The 17,560-nt window shown below is 64.6% G+C and carries 13 protein-coding genes and 2 tRNA genes; 7 read left to right on the top strand and 8 right to left on the bottom strand.

Annotation, left to right across the window (positions count from 1 at the left end; all coding sequences use genetic code 11):
• The first annotated feature begins 330 nt into the window (after positions 1-330).
• The 4 genes from M1E01_RS06710 to M1E01_RS06695 all read left to right on the top strand — a co-directional run bounded on the left by M1E01_RS06710 (position 331) and on the right by M1E01_RS06695 (position 3,409).
• Positions 331-1,278 carry a J domain-containing protein gene (locus M1E01_RS06710; RefSeq protein WP_457974291.1) on the top strand — a complete coding sequence of 316 codons (948 nt, stop codon included), beginning with the start codon at positions 331-333 and terminating at the stop codon, positions 1,276-1,278.
• Between the two features lie 30 nt (positions 1,279-1,308).
• A complete protein-coding gene (locus M1E01_RS06705; protein WP_457974290.1) occupies positions 1,309-1,776 on the top strand; it encodes a tRNA (cytidine(34)-2'-O)-methyltransferase in 468 nt (155 codons plus the stop codon).
• 192 nt (positions 1,777-1,968) lie between these two features.
• Positions 1,969-2,574: a sigma-70 family RNA polymerase sigma factor gene (locus M1E01_RS06700; RefSeq protein WP_457974289.1), complete on the top strand. Its 606-nt coding sequence runs from the start codon at positions 1,969-1,971 to the stop codon at positions 2,572-2,574.
• Between the two features lies 1 nt (position 2,575).
• Positions 2,576-3,409: an anti-sigma factor gene (locus tag M1E01_RS06695; RefSeq protein ID WP_457974288.1), complete on the top strand. Its 834-nt coding sequence runs from the start codon at positions 2,576-2,578 to the stop codon at positions 3,407-3,409.
• Positions 3,410-3,561: 152 nt separating this feature from the next.
• Here M1E01_RS06695 and M1E01_RS06690 read toward each other — a convergent pair whose 3' ends face one another.
• From M1E01_RS06690 to M1E01_RS06675, 4 genes are all read right to left on the bottom strand, one after another.
• Entirely contained in the window at positions 3,562-4,338 is a 777-nt protein-coding gene (locus tag M1E01_RS06690; protein ID WP_457974287.1) for a PIG-L deacetylase family protein, read from the bottom strand.
• 3 nt (positions 4,339-4,341) lie between these two features.
• The gene (locus tag M1E01_RS06685; RefSeq protein ID WP_457974286.1) at positions 4,342-5,295 is read right to left on the bottom strand and encodes an electron transfer flavoprotein subunit alpha/FixB family protein; all 954 of its coding nucleotides are present in this window, start codon (positions 5,293-5,295) and stop codon (positions 4,342-4,344) included.
• Between the two features lie 15 nt (positions 5,296-5,310).
• Complete coding sequence (locus M1E01_RS06680; RefSeq protein WP_457974886.1) at positions 5,311-6,111, bottom strand: electron transfer flavoprotein subunit beta/FixA family protein; 801 nt, start codon at positions 6,109-6,111, stop codon at positions 5,311-5,313.
• A 270-nt stretch (positions 6,112-6,381) separates the two neighbouring features.
• The gene (locus M1E01_RS06675; protein ID WP_457974285.1) at positions 6,382-8,103 is read right to left on the bottom strand and encodes a S1C family serine protease; all 1,722 of its coding nucleotides are present in this window, start codon (positions 8,101-8,103) and stop codon (positions 6,382-6,384) included.
• Between the two features lie 263 nt (positions 8,104-8,366).
• On the opposite strand from M1E01_RS06675, the gene M1E01_RS06670 reads away from it, so the two are divergent.
• From M1E01_RS06670 to M1E01_RS06660, 3 genes are all read left to right on the top strand, one after another.
• Positions 8,367-10,439, top strand: a complete 2,073-nt coding sequence (locus M1E01_RS06670; protein ID WP_457974284.1) for a TPM domain-containing protein — start codon at positions 8,367-8,369, stop codon at positions 10,437-10,439.
• A 111-nt stretch (positions 10,440-10,550) separates the two neighbouring features.
• Positions 10,551-11,342, top strand: a complete 792-nt coding sequence (locus M1E01_RS06665; RefSeq protein ID WP_457974283.1) for a PspA/IM30 family protein — start codon at positions 10,551-10,553, stop codon at positions 11,340-11,342.
• 123 nt (positions 11,343-11,465) lie between these two features.
• Positions 11,466-12,890 carry a cryptochrome/photolyase family protein gene (locus M1E01_RS06660; protein ID WP_457974282.1) on the top strand — a complete coding sequence of 475 codons (1,425 nt, stop codon included), beginning with the start codon at positions 11,466-11,468 and terminating at the stop codon, positions 12,888-12,890.
• Positions 12,891-12,928: 38 nt separating this feature from the next.
• On the opposite strand, the gene M1E01_RS06655 is transcribed toward M1E01_RS06660, so the two are convergent.
• The 4 genes from M1E01_RS06655 to M1E01_RS06640 form a co-directional block, all read right to left on the bottom strand.
• Positions 12,929-13,864, bottom strand: a complete 936-nt coding sequence (locus M1E01_RS06655; RefSeq protein ID WP_457974281.1) for a cytochrome b/b6 domain-containing protein — start codon at positions 13,862-13,864, stop codon at positions 12,929-12,931.
• A gap of 166 nt (positions 13,865-14,030) precedes the next feature.
• Positions 14,031-14,104, bottom strand: a tRNA-Met gene (locus M1E01_RS06650).
• A gap of 113 nt (positions 14,105-14,217) precedes the next feature.
• Positions 14,218-14,291 (bottom strand) — tRNA-Met (locus M1E01_RS06645).
• Between the two features lie 224 nt (positions 14,292-14,515).
• Entirely contained in the window at positions 14,516-17,503 is a 2,988-nt protein-coding gene (locus M1E01_RS06640; RefSeq protein ID WP_457974280.1) for a UPF0182 family membrane protein, read from the bottom strand.
• Positions 17,504-17,560: the final 57 nt, after the last annotated feature.

Raw genomic sequence — 17,560 nt, 5'->3', positions numbered from 1 at the left:
CGGCACCATCGTAAGCCAGCGGGCAACATCGGCCCTGGCTGCTCCAAGTGAGCGTGCGGAAGGGCACGCCAGTGTAACGAAGACGGACCAACCGGTCCGGCCTAAGACCCTGGCCAGCACAGCAGCTTTGCCTTCGGGTAGCGCCGCCCGCTCGAGGACGCGCACCTCAACGGTAGGCCCCGGTTTCCCCTGCTCCCCACCCCAGCGACCAAAGCTTCCGGGAACCGTGGACACAGTCACGGACGTTGTCAGGCTAGCCCGTGTTCCGGCCGATATGCTAGGCAGACCGGGCCGCGTGTGCCACTGGCAGAATCAACCGAAGGACCGTGCTTGACCGAGGGCAACAGCTCCCATTACGAAGTGCTCCGCGTCCCCGTGACCGCCACGGACAAAGAGATCAAGGTGGCCTACCGCAGGGCAGCACGGGTCTCACACCCCGATCACGGCGGCGATGCCGCCGCGTTCCGGCTGGTGACTCTTGCCTATGAGACACTGATAGATCCGGGCCGCAGGGCCGCCTACGACCGTTCCTACGCAGCGGGTCCCCGTCGCCGGCAGAGGGAAGGTGGGGACGAAGCGCATTTTGATGCACCTCCGGCCGGAAGCCACGCCTCCGCGACGATCCATCGCCCAGGCACTCCGCGGGACACTTCCGGCGATGCCCCTGTCTACGTGCCGCCCTTCGATGTTCCGGGCACAGTTCCCCTGATCCCCTTCGAGATCGCCAACCGCCAGATCCACGGCGTGCCCCGGAAGCGTGGAATTTTTGGTGCAGAAGCCAGGATTCAGCGGGAGATGCGCACCGTCCAGCTCATCACCCGTCAGGTACTGCCCGCCATTCCGGCAGCCCGCCTCATCAACGGACTGCAGTCCCCCGCGGACAACAGCCACATCGACCACGCCCTGTTGTCGGGTTACCGCCTGGCGCTGATCGGCTCCATGCTGCTGCCGAAGGGGGCCTATGCCTGGGACGGCACAACCCTGAGGCACGGCAACCGGTCTATCGCCCCGCCGCAGCTGGGCCGCGTTGTCTGGGCCATGCAGGACATTTTTCCCGAGCTGAATGTGACCGGATGGACCGTTGTGCACAGCCCGGACGGCAACCTTCACGAACCCGTGATAGACCGCCACCGCCGCTCCCAGGGCTCCCCGGATGTGGTGCAGGTGGTCAATGCGGCGGGGCTGGCCAAGGGCCTCAAACAGTTCCTCTCTTCAGGACCCGCCCCGAATACAGTCAACGTCACCGTGCTGGCCCGGCTGCTCAGGGGGATGCACTGAGCTGAGGACACCCGGCACTAGGATGGAACGGTGTTCCGCATCCTTTTCCACACGCCTGAGATCCCCGGCAATACCGGCAACGCAATCCGCCTCGCAGCCATCACCGGCGCCGAGCTGCACCTCGTTGAGCCCTTGGGCTTCGATTTCTCTGATGCCAAGCTGCGCCGCGCGGGACTGGACTATCATGACCTCGCGGTAGTGACCGTCCATCCCGACCTCGACTCCGCCTGGCTGGCGCTGCAGCCGGAACGGGTCTTTGCGTTCACCTCGGATGGGGAGGTGTCGTATGTGGACATTGCCTACGAGCCCGGTGACGTCCTGCTGTTCGGGCCAGAGTCCGTGGGCCTGCCAGAACATGTAAAGCACGATCCCCATGTCACGTCGCGGGTCCGGCTGCCGATGCTGCCCTCGCTGCGGTCACTGAACCTTGCCAATGCCGCTTCCATCGCCGTGTACGAGGCGTGGCGCCAGCAGGGATTTGCCGGAGCCCGGCTGTAGCATCTGCCGAGCCGCACCCATCCGCCGCGCCGCCTGCACCGAATCACTTTCGAGGACATTCCCGCGGACAAGGAGCGGCAGGTGAAGACACTACATCCGGGCAGGACGCCATCCCGTTTTGCCCGCCATGGTGCTGCCGGCTTCCGGCAGGGTGCTGAGGGATTGCCGTCGGGCGACCTATGCTTGACAGTAATGGAAACTCCCAACGCGCCGAACTTCGACACCCCCGCGCCGCCGGGCACTGCCGTCGACCTTAACCGCCAGCTCGCGGGACTGCTGGAGCGCGTCGCGGGCGGTGATCAGCCGGCCTTCGCTGAGTTCTATCAGCTCACGTCCAGGCGGGTTTACGGGATGGCGCGCCGGGTCCTCATCGACCCGGAGCTTAGCGAAGACACTACACAGGAGGTATTCCTGCAGGTCTGGCAGAGCGCTGCCAAATTCGACGCGGCGAGCGGAAGCCCGTTGGCTTGGCTCATGACCATCTCGCACCGCCGTGCAGTGGACAAAGTGCGCTCGTCGCAGTCATCCAGTGACCGCGAGGCCAGGTACGGCGCCGGCAGCCAGGAGGTCGATCACGATTCGGTAGCCGCCGAGGTGGACAACCGGCTCGAAGCTGAAGCCGTGGTGCGGTGCCTGGGCACGCTGACGGAAACCCAGCAGGAATCCGTGCGGCTGGCTTACTACGGCGGGCTCACGTACCGGGAAGTGGCCGAAAAGCTCAACGCTGCCATACCGACCATCAAGTCCCGCATTCGAGATGGACTGATTCGACTGAAGAACTGCCTGGGGGTGAGTTGAAATGAACGAAACGAATGAATCACATGGCCGTCAACTGCCGCGGGCCTTCGCTGCGGACATTTCCACTGACCTGACCGCAGGCCGCGTGGTTGAGCTTGCCGAAATCTACGCACTGGACGCCGTGACCGGCGAAGAGCGGGATGCGATCGAAGAGTACATTAGGGCAGCTCCTGAGGCCGAGCGCGAAGCGTTCCATGAGCGCGTCCGCCAGGCCCGGGAAACCCTGGCCATGACCTTCACTGCAGAAGAGGAGCCTCCGGCGGATCTGTTTGACCGCATAGCCGCGCAGCTTCCGGGGACTCCGGACACAGGCCGTGTGGAGGCACAGGCGCAGCCACAGGCAGTGGATGAGCTTGCCGCTGCGCGGGGACGCCGGGATTTCCGCCGGCGCACCGGCGGCATGAGGAACTGGATTATCGGAGTGGCCGCTGCTGCATTTATCGCACTCGGCGGCGTCGGTGTAGGCGCCTATATCGCAAACCAGAATGATCCGCTAAGGCAGGTCCTCGAAGCGCAGGATGTGCGCCAGGCCACCGTCGAGGTCAGCGGTGGCGGCACAGCGACGCTCACCATCGCGCCGTCGAAGGACGCCTTGGTGGTCCGGATGAAGGATGTCCCCGCTCCTCCCCCGGGCAAGGTGTACCAGATGTGGCTCATCCCCAAGGACGGTTCCACTCCCGTTTCCCAGGGCCTGATGGACGAGGAGGCGCTGTCCAAGCCGGCCGTCGTCAAGGGCATCGGTTCTGCTGCCGCCCTCGGCATCACTGTGGAGCCGGCCGGCGGTTCCCAAGCGCCGTCCCTTCCCACCGTCGCCTCCGCACCACTTAACACATAACGCCCCTTAACACCTGATGCGGCAGCCCGGAGGGCGCCGCCGAAGGGCAGACAGCAAGAAGCCGCGCAGTATGCAAATACTGCGCGGCTTCTTGCTTAGCTGCACTACGGAACCGAGACCGCGTAGCCGAGAACCTGAGTGCAGCCGAAAACCTAAAAACCGGCGATGGTGCCCGGGCCGTTGATGGCCACAACGTGAAAGGCTTCGGCACTGCGGCCCTCCGGAAGGCCTGCCCGCCTGGCATTGAGATGCATGCCCTTGCGGACCGTCGTCTCCATTGCTGCGGCATCGGGGTGCTGGCTGACGTGGACATGGATCGCTTCCAGCTTGCTTTCCACGTGCGGCGTCACGTCAACAAAATGGTTCTCCCGTTCCTCCGGCCCGGCAAACATCCACAGCCACGGCACCTTGTAGGCGTCCAGCCCCGATTCCGCGAGCTCCGGATAGGCGAACGGGTTCTCGGCGGCGGGGTAGATGGCCCGCGTCACGGCCTCCCCCACGGCCAGGTGGTCCGGATGGCTCTTCTGGATGCGGTCCCAGTTCCGTTCCGGATGCATGGAAAGCACGACGTCGGGGCGGACCTCGCGGATCAGCTTCACCACGCCCAGCATCACCAGGTGGTTCGGCTCGAGAAAGCCGTCCCGCTCGTGAAGGTAGTGGATATCGGTGACGCCGACGAGTGAAGCGGCGCGCTCCTGCTCCGCGGACCGGAGAGCGATAATTTCCGCCCGGTGGGCGGGATCAAAGCCCCCCGCATCGCCGTCGGTCATGATGCAGTAGGTGACCTCAACACCTGCTGCTGTCCAGGCCGCCACCGTGCCGGCGGCGCCAAAGTCGATGTCGTCGGGATGGGCCGCAAAACAGAGCACCCGCTCGACCCGGTGCTTCTCCGGGTCGAACGGGCTCTGCGGCGGAACTTGTGCAGACAAGGATCAGCCCTTGCGCTTCTTGATTTCTTCGGTCGCCTGGGGCAGCACCTTGAAAAGGTCGCCGACAATGCCGAAGTCCGCGATTTCGAAGACCGGCGATTCGGGGTCCTTGTTGACGGCCACGATGACCTTGGCCGTCTGCATGCCTGCCTTCTGCTGAATGGCTCCGGAGATACCTGCAGAAATGTAGAGCTGGGGCGAGACGGTCTTGCCGGTCTGTCCGACCTGGGCGTCGTGACTGATCCAGCCGGCGTCCGTTGCTGCCCTAGAAGCTCCCACCGCGGCGCCGAGGGCGTCCGCGAGCTCCTCCACCGGGGTGAAATCCCCGTCCAGTCCGCGGCCTCCTGCCACGACGATCCGGGCATCGGTCAGATCCGGGCGTCCGCTGGCAACCTTCTGCTCACGGGCGGTGATCCGGGCTGCCGTGGCGGCAGCGTCGGCTGGGACATCCACGGTCACGGTTTCGGGTGTGGCGGGTGCCGCTGCAGGCTGCGGCTCGACCGTGTTGGCCTTGACGTTCAGCACGCTGACCGGGGTGTTCGCCTTGCACGCGGATGTGTAGGAACCGGCCAGCACCGACTTATGGGCGGTGCCGTCGGCGTCGACTGAGACGACGTCCGTGATGACGCCTGCGCTCAGGCGGATCCCGAGCCGCGCGGCGATTTCCTTGCCCTCCGGCGAGTTTTCGAGCAGAACCGTCGTGGCGCCGGACTTGTCCACCACCGCAGCGACGAATGCAGCTTTGGCAGCAACCAGGTAGTCGTCCAGGTCCTGCACGGACGGACGGAAGACCGCGGAGGCGCCGTAAGCGCCCAAGGTGGCGGCGACGTCGTCGTTCAGTTCGCCGTTAACGGCGACGGCAGTCTCGCCGAAGGTACGGGCGGTGGTCAGCAGTTCCAAGCTGCTCTTCTTGAGGACCTGGCCCGGGTTGTCAATGAATACAAGTGCGTTTGCCATGTGTTGTGATCCCTCTTAGAGCAGCTTCTGTGCGGCCAGGAAGTCCACCAGCTTGATGCCGGCGTCGCCTTCGTCCGTGATGATGGTGCCGGCGGTGCGCGGCGGGCGTTCCTCCGCCGACACCACCGTGGTCCAAGACCCGGCGTGCCCCACCTGGGACGGGTCAACGCCGATCTCTGACAGCGAGAGCGTGGTAATGCTTTTGCGCTTGGCGGCGATGATGCCCTTGAAGTTTGGATACCGCGGTTCGTTGATCTGGTCCGTCACGGACACCACCGCGGGCAGGGACGCTTCAACGGTTTCGGAATGGGTGTCCGCGTCGCGGCGTGCGACGATCCGCCCGCCGTCGACCTCCAGAGACGATGCGAAGGTCACCTGGGGAAGGCCCAGGCGCTCCGCGAGCTGGGCCGGCACCAGGGATGTTTCGCCATCCGTGGACGCCATGCCGGTAAGGACCAGGTCAACGGGGCTGTCAGCGCCCAGGTGCCGGATGGCGGCCGCGAGCGCGAGGGACGTAGCGGCGGCGTCGGAGCCGGCGAGCGCATCATCCGTCAGGTGGACACCCTCGGTGGCGCCGATCTGCAGGGACTTCTTGACGGCATTGACCGCCCCGGCCGGTCCCATGCTAAGGGCGATCACTTTGTTGCCCGCCTTGCTCCCGCCGCGCGCCTCGATCAGCTGCAGCGCAGCCTCCAGGGCGTATTCATCCAGCTCGGACAGGATGCTCTCGCCGCGGTCCGTCGTGTGGTCCTCGCCAGTGAGGTGCCGGTCGAACTGGGCGTCCGGCACATGCTTGACCAGGACGATGATCTTCAATGTCTCTTCCACTGTATTTACAGCAGCCTTCCATGCTTGTGGATAGCCAGCCGGGTGAGGTCATGGCTGCGGAACGCCCGGGATACGGGTAGCTCCTAGCTAACCATATAGAGGCGCGACGGCGCCGTCCCGTGTTAACGCCTGTGTCAGAACGGCACAGTTAACGTCTGTGTCAGAACCGCACGATGACGGCGGGACCCGGCCTTCCGGTGAGTCCCGCCGTCGGCCCTGCTTTCCGGCTGCGGCCGCCTACTGTTCGGCTGCGGCCGCCTATTGTTCGGCTGCGGCGCCGAGGGTCACGTCAAGTTGCTGTTCGCGGCCATTCCGCTGAATCGTGATCTTCACCGATGCGCCGGCCGGCTGCTCCCGGACCGCCGCGGTCAGCTGGTTCGGATCGCTGATGGCGAGGTCATTGAAGCGTGTGACAACGTCACCGACCCTGATGCCCGCCTTTGCTGCTGCGGAGTTGGGTTCCACTGTGGCGACATCCGCACCGATGGAGAACCCTGAGGACGAGTCTTTGGAGGTCTTCTCCTTGACGCTGACGCCGAGCTGGCCGTGGGTTGCCTTGCCGTTGTCGATGATTTCCTGGGCGACGCGCTTGGCGTGGTTGATCGGGATGCTGAAGCCGACCCCGATGTTGCCCGTCCCGGCCGCGGCTGAACCGCCGCCGGCTGAAGCGATGGCGACATTGACGCCGATGATCTCGCCCTTGCTGTTGACCAGTGCACCACCCGAGTTGCCCGGGTTGATCGCCGCGTCAGTCTGGATGACGTTGATCGAAATGGAGCCCTTGTTCGCCGAGCTCTGGCCCTGTCCCTGGCCGGGAGGAGCAAACTCGAAGCCCTGGTCGCCGCCTTGGGACTTGTCCCCGCCTTCCTTGGGGGCTGCGGAGGAGGCGACGCTGATTGTCCGGTTGAGGGTGGAGACAATGCCGTCCGTTACCGTGCCGTTCAGGCCGAGGGGCGAGCCGATCGCCACGGCCGTATCGCCCACGTTCAGCTTGCCCGAATCTCCAAGGGTTGCAGGAGTGAGGCCGGACGGGTTGTCCACCTTGATGACGGCGAGGTCGGACAGCGGATCCGTTCCGACGACTTTCGCTGACAGCACCCGGCCCTCGTTAGTACGGATCTCTATGTCCGGGTTGGCGACGGTCCCGTCCAGCGTCACTACGTGGGTGTTGGTCAGGATGTGCCCCTGTTCGTCGAGGATCACGCCAGAACCCGTGCCGCCCTCGCCGCCCTTCGTGGCCTTGATGGTGACCACGCTGGGAGAGGCCTTGGTTGCCGCCGCCGTGATGACGTTGACGTCGTCCTTGTTGTTCACGATGACGGTTCCGGGCTGGCTCCCCGTGCTCACGGCCGGCGCGGTGCCGTCGAAGAGGTTGCCGGCCCCCACTGTTGCCACACTGCCGCCGACGAGGCCGGCGGCAAGGATGCTGGCCACCAGGGTGCCCACGCCGAAGGTCGCTTTGCGCTTCGGCGCGTTCGCACGGTTGTCCGCGAACGGGGAAGGTGCGGCATGCTGTCCGTGCCCCGGCAGCTCGCCGTGTCCGTGCTGCTGACCATGGTCATCGGCATGCCGCGGTGCGTGCGGCACAGAGGCGAACTGCTGCGTGGCAGGCCCGGAGTGCTGCCCATAAAACGGGGCATGCTGGGGGTACTCCGGCCGCGGACCGTTCGAGAGCGGGGAGTAACCACTGTTGCCCGGCGTATTTTCTACACCGTCGGGGGTGCTTGCTGCCGCGTCGGGGGTGCTTTCTGCTCCGTCCGAGGCGTGCAGCCGCATGGTGGGATTTTCTTCGCCGTGCACGGGGTGTGCGTCCTGCGCGTCCTGGCGCTCACTGTGGTTGGCCAGCCCCTCTTGTGGCTGGCTTTCCCCCGCTCGGAGACCCTCCGGACGCCCCGGCCGAGCCGAAGCCGAAGGATCGGCGGGCCGTCCTGCAGGGTCTCGGTTCTCGGGAGCTGTGCCCGGTACTGGGTTCTCGGTCATTGGACTTCCTTTCATCCTCGTCTCTATTAACTATGAACGATGCAACTGAAACTGGGGCGAACGTTTGCTGAGAGGTCCCTGAATGGCGGCGAGCGCTTTCGCTGGTGGCATATTCCCCGCCGTGGACTGACCCCTTGGTGCACCATAGAATCAAGAAGAATTGCCACAGCGACCTGCGGCTTTACACCCGGCGTGGGGGCGCTGCTGCGTTCTGAGACGGCTGTTTCATCCTGAACCAGCCGCGGGCGTGCTGAAGGGTTGCCATGCGGTCAATGTTGAAACGTGTACTCGCCGTGATCGGCCTTGCTGGAATGCTGGCGGTTCCCGCCGCAACAGCCTGGGCCGAAAGCCCTGTCACACTGGATCCTGTCACTAAAATCGTTGATACCGCCGGAGTGCTCGGCGGCAAGAAAGCCGACGTCGAAGCGGCTATTAAGAAGCTCGGCACCGAACACGCAATGACGCTGCACGTGGTCTATGTGAAGAAGTTCGAGAACCCGTCGGACGGAACTGCCTGGACTGCTCAAGTCGCAGCCAAGGCGAATTTGCGCTCAAACGCCATGGTGCTGGCCGTTGCCACAGACCCAACCAGCAGGCAATATCAGCTGAGCAAGCCCAGGGGCAGCAAAATCACCGACGCGCAGCGTGACACCATCATCAAGAGCGCAGTCGACCCCCAGCTCCGCAATGGTGACTACGCTCAGGCCGCCATTGACACAGCCGCAGCTATCGGCGACGCCGCAGGGGGCGGCAGCGGAACAGTTCCCTCCGGTGACGGAGCGGGCACGGCCGTCCTGGTGGGTGCAGGAGTCGTAGCCGCCGGAGCCGGAACGTACCTCTACCTCCGCAGCAGGCGGAAGAAGGCAAGCCTGGCTTCCAGCGCCAGCTACGGCCCGCAGGGCGGCGAGGCTGATCCCTTGGCCGCGCTGAGCGTCGAAGAACTCCGCCGGAAGAGCGGATCGCTGCTCATCGAGGCTGACGACGCCATCAAGTCCAGCGAGCAGGAACTCGGCTTCGCTGAGGCGCAGTACGGTGAGGCCGCAGTCGGCAATTTCACGAAGGCACTTGAAGAGGCCAAAGCCCACATGGCCGAATCGTTCAAGCTGCAGCAGCAGCTGGACGACCACATCCCGGACACGGAAGAGCAGCAGCGCACCTGGCTGGGCGAAATCATCCGCCGGTCGGAAGCGGCCCTGGCATCCCTGCAGGAGCAGAAGGCGGACTTTGACTCCCTGCGTGAGCTCGAAAAGAATGCTCCTCAGGCCCTCGCAGCGGTCGAATCCGGAGCGGCAGCTGCCGACGCGAAGATCACCAACGCCGACCGTACCCTCGATGAGCTGCGCGGCAAGTACGCCGAAAGCGCGCTCATCCAGGTGGCGGACAACATCACGCAGGCGAAGGAGCGGCTGGCTTTCGTGCAGAACGCGGGCAACACCGCGCGGGAGAAGCTTGCCTCTGGCGAAGGAAGCTTGGCCGCTGTTGCCGTCCGCGCTGCCGAAGAGAGCCTGCACCAGACCAACGTGCTGCTCGACGCGATATCGAAGGTCGCGAGCAACCTCGACAAGGCCCGGCAGGGCCTTGAGACGGCGGTGGTGGATACGTCGCAGGATCTCGCCCAGGCCAAGGCCATGATCCAGTCCGGCGCCCACCCGGAGCTTGCCGGTCCCGTGGCAGGCGTCGAGACGGTGCTCGCCCAGGTAAAAGGTGAGATCCAGGACGGCCGGATTGACCCGATCGCCACCCTGGAACGGGTGGAAGCGGCTCACCAGGCTTTGGACCGTGCGCTCAGCGGGATCCGCGACCAGCAGGAACAGGCGCGCCGCGCTCAGGCGTCGCTGCAGCAGACCATCATGGCAGCGCAGGCCCAGATCAGTGCGACATCGGACTACATCACCGCCCGGCGCGGCGGCGTGGGAACAGAGGCCAGAACCCGCCTGGCCGAGGCGCAGCGCAATCTCGATTACGCCCTCTCCATCTCCCGCAACGATCCCGTCACCGCCCTGACCTATGCCCAGCAGTCGCATGCGTTGGCAACGCAGGCAGCCCACCTGGCACAGTCCGACGTCGATAACTTCGGCGGTTACGCCAACCAGGGTTACGGCCGGGGCGGCATGTTCGGAGGCGGCGGAGGCGGCGGCCTCGGAGGCGCAATCCTGGGCGGGATCCTGATCAACTCCATCCTGAACGGCGGTAGCGGTGGAGGCTGGGGCGGCGGCCACAGCGACGGTGGAGGCTGGGGCGGCGGCCACAGCGACGGTGGTGGCTGGGGCGGCGACTCCGGCGGCGACTCCGGCGGAGATTGGGGCGGCGACTTCGGCGGAGGCGGAGACTTCTAGCCGACAGGAAAGACTAGCGCCGGCCGGTACCTTTCGGCGGGCGGGTAGAAGCGGTACATCAACTGATCACCGGATTCAGTGGGAAAACTGAGCAGGACGAAAGGTATCACCATGGTTAAGCAGTCCATTTTCGGCCGCATGGCACAGCTCGCGAAGGCGAACATCAACTCCTTGCTCGATCAGGCCGAGGACCCGCAGAAGATGCTCGACCAGATGGTGCGGGACTACACCAACAACATTGCCGAGGCCGAGTCGGCTGTGGCCCAAACCATCGGCAACCTTCGCATGCTGCAGGCGGACTATAACGAAGATGTGAAAAACGCGCAGGACTGGGGCAACAAGGCACTGGCAGCATCCCGCAAGGCCGATGAATACCGCAGCGCCGGCGACCTGGCCGACGCCCAGAAATTCGACAACTTGGCCAAGGTGGCGCTGCAGCGCCAGATCGCTTCTGAGAACGAAGCGAAGGCCGCTGAGCCGAGCATTGCCTCCCAGACTGAGGTTGTGGAACGTCTGAAGTCCGGCTTGGACCAGATGAAGGGCAAGTTGAACCAGCTCACTAGCAAGCGCAACGAGCTTGTTGCCCGCTCCAAGACAGCGGCCGCTCAGTCCCAGGTTCACGACGCCCTCAAGAGCATCGACATCATGGATCCCACCAGCGAAGTGGGCCGCTTTGAAGAGAAGATCCGGCGCGAGGAAGCAAAGGTGCTCGGCCAGCAGGAGCTTGCGGCGTCGAGCCTCGACGCGCAGTTCAACCAGCTGGAAGACCTCGGCGAGCAGACGGAGATCGAGGCCCGCCTGGCCGCGCTGAAGTCCGGCGGGAGCCCCCGCCCGGCCCTTGGGACCTCCGGTTCCGCAGCCTCGGAGTCCACGGTGGACGAAGCGGACTTTGACAAGCTCTAGCAGGTCATAGCTTCAGGAGGCGGGACTACCCGAGCAGACGGCGCTACCAGAACCGGCGCCAGACAGACAGGGCCGGGATCCGAGGGGTCCCGGCCCTGTCTGTGCGGCCTGTAGCGTGGCATCATGCCCTCAACGATTGTCTGGCTCCGGGATGACCTACGCCTCGACGATAACCCAGCCCTTGCGGCTGCAGCCTCCGGGCCTGATCCGGTGACTGTGGTGTACATCCTTGATGAGGACTCCCCCGGCATGCGTCCGTTGGGCGGAGCTGCCAGATGGTGGCTGCACCATTCACTGGCCGCACTTTCGGCCGACCTCGAATCCCGCGGATCGCGCCTGCTGCTGCGCCGGGGTGCCGCCCAGGACGTCCTCCGCGGCCTCGCGGAGGAAACAGCGGCCGGGTCAATCCTCTGGAACAGGCGCTACGCGCTGCCCGAACGGACGGTCGACGCCAAGATCAAGGAATGGGCCACGGAACACGGCATCGATGCGGCCAGCTTCCAGGCAAACCTTCTTTTCGAACCGTGGACGGTCCGGACTGGCTCGGGCGGGCTGTACAAGGTCTTCACTCCCTTCTGGCGGACGTGTCTGGCCGGCACGGAGCCGAGAATGCCCCCCGATACTCCGGTGGATCTCCCGCGGCCGGCAAGTGCTTCCGGCGGGTCATTGCCGGCCAGTGACAACCTCGACAGCTGGGGACTGCTCCCCCGCCGGCCCGATTGGAGCAGCGGGCTCGCGGGCAGCTGGACGCCCGGCGAACGCGGCGGGAACCGGCGGCTCGAAGAATTCCTGGACGGACCAATCGAGGAGTACGGGACGGGCCGGGATCTGCCTGCAGTGGAAGGCACCAGCAGGCTCTCCCCGCACCTTCGCTTTGGCGAGATCAGCCCGTTCCGGGTCTGGCACGCACTCCGGGAACGCTTTCCGCAAAACGCTCCTGCCGACGTCGGGATTTTCCGCAGCGAGCTCGGCTGGCGGGAATTCTGCTGGCACCTGCTGTACGGGAACCCGGAACTTGCCACAGTCAATTACCGCCGTGAATTCGACCGGTTCGCCTGGCAGAGTCCGTCGCGCACAGAACTGGAGGCGTGGCGGCGGGGCCGCACGGGCTATCCGCTTGTGGATGCCGGTATGCGCCAGCTATGGCAGACCGGATGGATGCACAACCGCGTGCGCATGGCCGCCGCATCGTTCCTGGTGAAAAACCTGCTCGCAGACTGGCGGCTGGGCGAGGCATGGTTTTGGGACACGCTGGTGGACGCCGACGCCGCCAGCAACCCGGCCAACTGGCAGTGGGTGGCAGGCTCAGGAGCAGATGCATCCCCCTACTTCAGAATCTTCAATCCAGTAACCCAGAGCAAGAAGTTCGATGCAGCAGGACATTACCTGCGGCGCTTCATCCCTGAACTCGCCGGGCTGGACGGCAAGACAGTCCATGAGCCCTGGAAGAAGTCCTCTGCCGCGCCTGCGTACCCTGCTCCCCTCGTAGGGCTGCAGGAGTCACGTGAACGTGCCCTGGATGCGTACCGGCAGCTGAAGGACGGCTGAGAGTTGCCGCTGCCGTAGGCGCGCGCCGGACGGGAGGGTCAGCGGCTCGTGACCTTGCCCATCAGGGAGGCGATGGGGCGCAGGAACAGCGGCCGGGCCAGGAACCAGGCGGCCACCATGACGCCCACCGAAGCAGCGAAGATCCAGAACCCGGCCCAACCTGCGTCGTCGCTTGCCGCGTACATGTGGTTGAGGTTCCGCAAGGCACCGGTGGCCAGTACCAGGAACACGTGGACCACGATGAACGCAACGAAGTAGATCATCACGGGAAAGTGGATGGCACGGGCTGCTTCAATCGGGAACGCCCGGTTCAGCGCGGAGGCTTTTTTGGGCCACGCCGCAGACATGCGCAGCCCTGTGATGAAGGACAGCGGGCCGGCAATGAAGACCGTTGCGAAATACGCCAGCAGCTGCAGGGCGTTGTAGTTCACCCAGCCGTTCTCGGTGGGCCAGTTCAGCGACGCGTACTGCAGCGCGGCCGAAAGGGCATTCGGGAAGACGTCCCAGCTCGTCGGAACGATGCGCATCCACTGGCCGGTGGCGAAGATCAGGACCGCGAAGACCAGACCGTTCAAAACCCAGAGAGCGTCAAGGGTGAGGTGGAACCAAAGCTCGAGGGAAATTTTCGTCGGCGGAGTCTTGGTTTTGATGAGGCCCTTGTTGTTCCGCGTCCAGTAGCCGCCCGGGCGGGTGGTTGTCCGCACCTGCCAGCCCGTGCGGATGATGAGCAGCAGCAGGAAGGCATTGAGGAAGTGCTGCCAGCCCAGCCACGCCGGGAAACCGACGGGCGCGCCTTCAGGCAGCTCGGAATGTCCCGGGTACTCCTTCAGGAACGACTGGATGCCCGGGAGCCCCACAGCCCACTTCGCGAGCAGAACCACCAGCACCGCAGCCACGAGGACCGCAGGCACCGCCCAGTAGAGCCTGGACCGCTTGCCTTTCGCAGTGCCGGATTTGTTCTTCGTTGTGGACATCGAAACTACATTCCTCTCGAGAATGACGGAGACGGGCAACTGCCCCGGGCCGAACACTCCGGGGGCCCTGCGAAGAGAATACTAGGAAGAGCCACAACGTGAACAAAAGCTACCGGGAATGCAAGAGGCCCCGGCCGGTTTATCACCGGCCGGGGCCTCTTCTCAGTTGCGGGGACAGGATTTGAACCTGTGACCTCTGGGTTATGAGCCCAGCGAGCTACCGAACTGCTCCACCCCGCGTCGCTTGATCAACTCTACCCTACTTTTCGGGCCGCCCGCGCCACTCGCTCACGCAGCAGGGCTGGACAGCAAAAAGCCCGGACCACCTGACAGTGATCCGGGCCCCTTCTCAGTTGCGGGGACAGGATTTGAACCTGTGACCTCTGGGTTATGAGCCCAGCGAGCTACCGAACTGCTCCACCCCGCGTCGCAATATCAACTCTACCGGCACGTGAACAGCAGGCCAAATCGTGGGGGCGTGACCTTCATCTCCCCTCGGCGGTACCGGGGCTGACGTGGCGGCGCCGGGGCTATGCCCCGAGCGCCAGGAGCGATGGCCGCCTGCCACCGAAAAGCCCGCCGTCGCTCTTGGAGAACGACGGCGGGCCCTTGGTGCCGCTGTCGGCTGTGCCGCTGCCGGGCGGCGGCTGCTTAGCTGCTGGGGGTGGGGGCCGGCGTCCCCGAGGGGGACGGCTCCGATGCCGGAGTCGTCGCCGCGATCTTCGCCTCGGCGTCAATGGCCTTCTGGAGTGCCGCGTTCAGCTTCTTCTGCTGCTCGCCGTAACCGGCGAAGTCACCCTTGCCCAGCGCTTCCTGCCCTGCCTTGATGGCGGCATTGGCTTCGGCCAGCGCAGCCTTCAGATCGGCACGGGCATCGGTTGTACCCGGGGCAGGGGTTCCGCCTCCGCCCGGCGCCGGAGGAGTCTGCCCGTTGTTGGCAGAGTCACCGGCCGCGGCCCCGGAGTCACCCCCGAAGAGCTGGTTGAGAGCCTCATCCAGGGTCGGTGCGAAGCCGATCTTGTCGCCGAAGGCCACCAGCACGCGCTGCAGCGTCGGGTACGACGTTTCACCGGTCGAGCGCAGGTACACCGGCTGGACATACAGCAGGCCGCCACCGGCAGGGAGCGTGAGGAGGTTGCCGTTCAAAACATCCGAGGCGCCCTGGCGGAGCAGGTTAAGTGCCTGTGACACGGTCGGATCGGAGTTGAACTTGTTCTGCGCCTGGCCGGGGCCGGGTACCTGGGCTTCCGGCGGAACCTGCAGGAGCCTGAGCTTTCCATAGGACTCTGCCTTCACGCCCTTCTGGCCGCCAGCATCCGAATCGGCCGCCAGGAAGCCGTACAGGACGTTCCTGGCGTTGCCGTCCACCACCTGCGGGATGAACGACGACGTCAACTGGAATGCCGGCTTCTGCTGGCCGGGCATCTGCAGCGACATGTAGAACGGAGGCTGCTTGACCTCCTCCGACACGGTGGGGTCGTTGGGAACGCTCCACGCGTCGTCGTTCTTGTAGAAGCTGACGGGGTCCGTGACGTGGTAGCGCCCCAGCAGCTCGCGCTGGACCTTGAAGAGGTCTTCCGGGTAGCGGACGTGGCTCATGACAGCGCCGGACATCTCCGAGTAGGGCTTGAGCGAGGTTGGGAAGACCTTCTGCCATGCCTTCAGCAGCGGGTCCTGATCGTCCCAGGCATAGAGCGTGACCGAACCGTCATACGCATCCACGGTGGCCTTCACGGAGTTACGGATGTAGTTCACCGTGCTGTTGGGCAGCGCGACACTGCGGCCGGCCGTGGTCTGCGAATCAGCGGTGGCGTCCGAGAGCTGCGCCTGCTGGGAGTAGGGGTAGTACTGGCTGGTGGTGTAGCCGTCCACAATCCACTTGACGCGTCCGTCAACAACTGCCGGGTAGACGTTGCCGTCCACGGTCAGGTAGGGGGCGACCTTTTCCACGCGGTCGCGGGGGTTGCGATCGTAGAGGATCTGGGACGCCTCGTTGACGGCGTCGGAAAGCAGGAGGTCGGAGGACTGGAATTTGATCGAGTACAGGACCCGGTTCAAAAAGCTGCCGACGTTCGGGCCGCCGTTGCCGGTGAATGTGTACTGGGTTTCGCCACCGGTGTCCTTGCCCGAGGGGCGGTCCTGCTCACGGTGCGGTGCTCCTTCCGGGGCGCCCACGATCGAATATTCCGGCGAGTCCTCACCGAAGTAGATACGGGGCTCGTACGTTTCGTCCGTGCCGAGCACCCCGGTGGAGGGGATGCCTGACTGCAGGAACTCGGGCTTGCCGTCCGCCGTGAACTTGTTTCCCTTCGCCGCGACCACACCGTAGCCGTGAGTGTAAACGGCGTGGCGGTTCAGCCATGACTGCTGCTGGGGACTGAGCCCGTCCGGGTTCAGTTCACGCACGGCGATGACGGTGTCCTGGACCTTGCCGTCAACGAGATACCGGTCCACGTTCAGTGACTTGGGGAACTGGTAGTAGGGCCGGTACTGCTCCAGCTGGGAGAACGCATCGGAGATCAGGTTCGGGTCCAGCAGTCGGATGTTGGCCGTGGTCTGGGCATCCTTTGCCAGCGCGCCGCTGGTGGTTGTGGTGGTGGCGTTGTACCGCTCAACATTCACCTGGTCCAGTCCATAGGCAGCCCGGGTCATGCCGATGTTGCGCTTGATGTACTCATTTTCGAGGGTCTGCTCGGAAGGACGGACCTGGAACTGCTGAATGACCCAGGGGTAGACGCCCCCGGCGAGGATCGAGGTGATCACCAGCATGGCGGTTCCGATGAGCGGAAGCCGCCATCTGCCGATCACTGCCGCAACGACAAAGAGGATCGCAACGAGAACGGCCGCGACGGCCAGGATCGCCTTCGTGGGAATGACGGCGTTAACGTCGGTGTACAGGGCACCGGCCCACCGGCCGTTGTTGTTCTGGACTGCGGCGAAGCGGTCCAGCCAGAAGTTGATGCCCATCAGCACCAGGAACGAGGCGCCGGTGACGGCGAGATGGATCTGCGCTGCCCGGCTGGTGAAGATGCCGCGTTCCATGATGCGGATGCTGCCATACAGGTAGTGCGTCAGGATCCCTGCGATACCGGCAATGACGGCCACGCTGATGAGGAATCCGACGACGAAGCCCAGGAACGGGAGCGTCATGAGGTAGAAGCTGATGTCCAGCCCGAACTCAGGATCATTCTGGCCGAACGGTACCTGGTTGAAGAACAGCATCACTTTCTGCCACTGGCTGGACGCCGCGCTTCCGGCGAACAGGCCGAACATCACGGGCAGGCCGATCATCACGACACGCCGCACGGGTTCCAGCTGCGCCTGGTACCTGTTGAGGTTGTCACGGATTTCCGAGTCTGGCGCGTAAACCGGGCGGGCGTGGTAAGCGATGCGGATCGCGAAGAAGACGCCGGCGAACATGAGGGCGAAGCCCGCTGCGAAGATGGCGATCCGCGCCAGGTTTTCTGTCAGGAAGACTTCAAAGAAGCCCAACTGCTGGTACCAGAGGACATCCGTCCACACATTGGCGAAGAAGATGAACCCGACGACAACAAGCGCAACAACAATGAGCGTCGGCGTCAGGGCACCGCGCTTTGGCTGGAGTCTTCCGGGCGGGGTGGGGCTGGCAGGTCGGGACAAACTCTGTACCTCATAGCTTGGTTAATTGCTGTTCGTATTTACTTGTTTCCAAGAACA

The sequence above is a fragment of the Arthrobacter sp. D1-17 genome (assembly GCF_054130535.1).
This window is presented reverse-complemented; position numbering and strand designations above follow the sequence as displayed.

Coding starts and splice junctions, on each gene's coding strand:
- M1E01_RS06660 (WP_457974282.1), top strand. CDS start 11,466: ATGCCCTCAACGATTGTCTGGCTCCGGGATGACCTACGCCTCGACGAT.
- M1E01_RS06685 (WP_457974286.1), bottom strand. CDS start 5,295: ATGGCAAACGCACTTGTATTCATTGACAACCCGGGCCAGGTCCTCAAG.
- M1E01_RS06665 (WP_457974283.1), top strand. CDS start 10,551: ATGGTTAAGCAGTCCATTTTCGGCCGCATGGCACAGCTCGCGAAGGCG.
- M1E01_RS06700 (WP_457974289.1), top strand. CDS start 1,969: ATGGAAACTCCCAACGCGCCGAACTTCGACACCCCCGCGCCGCCGGGC.
- M1E01_RS06675 (WP_457974285.1), bottom strand. CDS start 8,103: ATGACCGAGAACCCAGTACCGGGCACAGCTCCCGAGAACCGAGACCCT.
- M1E01_RS06655 (WP_457974281.1), bottom strand. CDS start 13,864: ATGTCCACAACGAAGAACAAATCCGGCACTGCGAAAGGCAAGCGGTCC.
- M1E01_RS06695 (WP_457974288.1), top strand. CDS start 2,576: ATGAACGAAACGAATGAATCACATGGCCGTCAACTGCCGCGGGCCTTC.
- M1E01_RS06670 (WP_457974284.1), top strand. CDS start 8,367: ATGCGGTCAATGTTGAAACGTGTACTCGCCGTGATCGGCCTTGCTGGA.